At 38.3% G+C, this 2,593-nt stretch carries 2 protein-coding genes and 1 pseudogene; all 3 read right to left on the bottom strand.

Annotated elements, in window-relative coordinates:
• Positions 1-305 (bottom strand): annotated as a pseudogene (locus tag IR213_RS15945) (hypothetical protein); the annotation flags it as partial.
• A complete protein-coding gene (locus tag IR213_RS15940; protein ID WP_194313279.1) occupies positions 306-1,184 on the bottom strand; it encodes an ATP-binding protein in 879 nt (292 codons plus the stop codon).
• A gap of 13 nt (positions 1,185-1,197) precedes the next feature.
• A partial coding sequence (locus IR213_RS15935) for a hypothetical protein (RefSeq protein WP_194313278.1) occupies positions 1,198-2,593 on the bottom strand: 1,396 nt, incomplete at its 5' end.

Raw genomic sequence — 2,593 nt, 5'->3', positions numbered from 1 at the left:
TCAATTTCCAAATAGTCGTAAAACTTGATTTTGGTGTTTTTGAAATCAATCTTTGCCCTGGATAAATTCTGTTGAAACGTAAATCCGGTTCCCTCTTCCGCCGATACATAATTCAAGTTTTCAAACTTGGTTAAATACTCTGAAAGCAAAAGTGCCAGTGTTGTTTTTCCATTTTTTTCATTACCATAAATCACCCAAATTCCGCCTCGTTCCTGTTCGCCTAAAACTGCTGCCCAAATGCCATCAAAAACGAATGTTTTGAATTTCTTGTTAAGAAGTGTTTTTGCTGTGATTCCTCTTGCCATTTATGCGCCTATTTTTATCAGGGTTTCTAAATAGCGTAAGGTTGTTTCTTTGTCAATGCACTTCTTAATTAGCTTTTTGACCTTGGTCTGATCCTGTATATTAGCACTAGCAACCGTCCCTATTAAATCCGAATAAAAAGCCTGACGGTCTGCTGTTCCGTTTGGAACTAGCTTGATGAATTCATCTGAGAATCGGCTGAATATTTCGGCAAAGCCTACTTTCTTACCGTCAATGCCTCGTTCGATTTTAGCTCTTAATCCATCGGCTCCCATCATATACCATCCGCAAACACCATCTGTTCCGTTCCAAATTCCTTTTAATTCTACAAAGGCGGTATATTCTAAATCGCCAGCCTCATCAAGTATTATCAAAGGTTTTTCAAGCGTTGTGATGTAATATTTAAGATTAGCAAGTACATCGTAGTATTTACCTTGGTTGTCGATTCCTACCGTTTTAGCAATAAGGCGAATAAACAATTGTTTGGATTTTGCTTGAGAGCAATCAACATAAAAAGTGTTTTTCATTTTCTTGATGATGTGTTTGGCACAAAAAGTTTTACCAATACCACAATCATCTACAAGTACCATCGAGCGGCTCAACTCTTTGCAAAAATTAAGGTTATCCTCAATTTCTGAATATACTTTGGTACGTGCCACCTTCCAGTTATCTTCAAAAACTTTCACTTGAAGCTCACGGCCAATAGTGATCCAAACCGTGTCACTCATTATTTTGTCGGTTTCGCCTGATTTCAATCGGCTAAAAATGGAGTTGTTAATCCCTAAACTTTTAGAAAAATCGGCATCCGAACCGCCATAATTTTCACGTTTTTCTAATATTGCTACTCTTACTTTTGTTTTAAATTCGGGTGTTAAGTTCATTTTGGTTGTGTTTTTATAGGTTAAAATTAGATCGCCAGCCTTGTGATGGTGATGCACTTGGTACGTACACTAAATCATCGTCATCATCATCGGCAAATACTTCTACAGGTTCTGCCTCTGGTGTATATCGTTTCAGATTTGGAATTTTGAAATTGGAGTTAACCGTTTTCGGGGTATTGTCAATAATTTGAATGGAGTCAATGCGGTTTCTTTGGCGTTTTTCAAAAGCATCGACCGACATAACATAAGCCGATTGTAATTTTAAAGCTTCACTATCGGCTTCGGTTCTTTCGATGGTTGCACGATTGTATCGAGGCATTTCCATCACTTCACAAATGAATTTATCGCTCATATAAACCAAGGCTTTCAACACTTCACCATCATTGCCATCAATCCAATAGACATCGAACTCTTTACCTTCAATTACTCTCATTTGCTGTATCAAAGCTTCGCCTGTTAGTATTTTTCCATCGTCTGCAATGGCTCTTTTTTTACCTTGAAGCTTCACATAACCGCCATTACAAGAGGTTGGTGTTTTATAGCCTATGGTTGGGAGAATTCCCTGCCAGTTCGTAGATTTTAAGTTTGGATTTTGGTTTTTCTCAAAATAATCCCAACGGCTCATTCCTTTGTGGTCAGGATGTGGGCTATTGTTCCATTGTTCCAGCTCTAAAAGCCTTTCATTTACTAAAATTTCATACGGAATGATTTGTTTTTTTGCCCCGCTTAACTGATTGGCTTCGGATTTTGCAGTCGGTCTGGCCAACCAACCCGATGCGCTTTTTTCCACTTCGTAGCGAAGTTTTCCATTCATACGCTCAATGTACTTTCCACGGGCGTTATTGGCTTCGATTTTAACCTCCTGAAACATATTGCCCGGACGTAATAAAGTATCTTTAAAACTGCTATTTAGCGAGCTTTCACATTCCAGTTCGTGAGGCAAACAAAAACCCCATTCAGTATAATTTCTAACCATTTGGCGGTAAAAATCAACGATAATTCCCTCTTTGGTTTTGCCATAAACAAACGTTGTAAAGCATTGTGAGGCAATATCAACACCCAAATAGAACCAAACTCTATCATTCTTTGTATTGTACACAAAAGGCGGTTGTCTGTCATCAATTGAAATTATTGAACCCGCTAGTGTAGGCAAATCCATTTGATGGTGTGGTTTGAAATTACCCATATACACCTGACGGTCGCCGCTTCTTGCTTTATGAGTTGCGATTTTATTTTCCCATTTGTTTAAATAAGCGATGATAGTCCCTGTAGATAATGATTTAAAGTTTTTAGGGTCATAAAGTTCGCCTGTATCTTGATTATAAACTTCCGCATAGCCATTTAAGAAGGCATCGTAATTGCGAGCCACCTCGGTAGGTGTAGGCTTGTGCAATTGGTTTTTAAACAAT

Origin of the sequence: Flavobacterium soyangense (genome assembly GCF_015277675.1) — a bacterium.
In the GTDB taxonomy this organism is placed as follows: Bacteria; Bacteroidota; Bacteroidia; order Flavobacteriales; family Flavobacteriaceae; genus Flavobacterium; species Flavobacterium soyangense.
This window is presented reverse-complemented; position numbering and strand designations above follow the sequence as displayed.

Coding starts and splice junctions, on each gene's coding strand:
- IR213_RS15940 (WP_194313279.1), bottom strand. CDS start 1,184: ATGAACTTAACACCCGAATTTAAAACAAAAGTAAGAGTAGCAATATTA.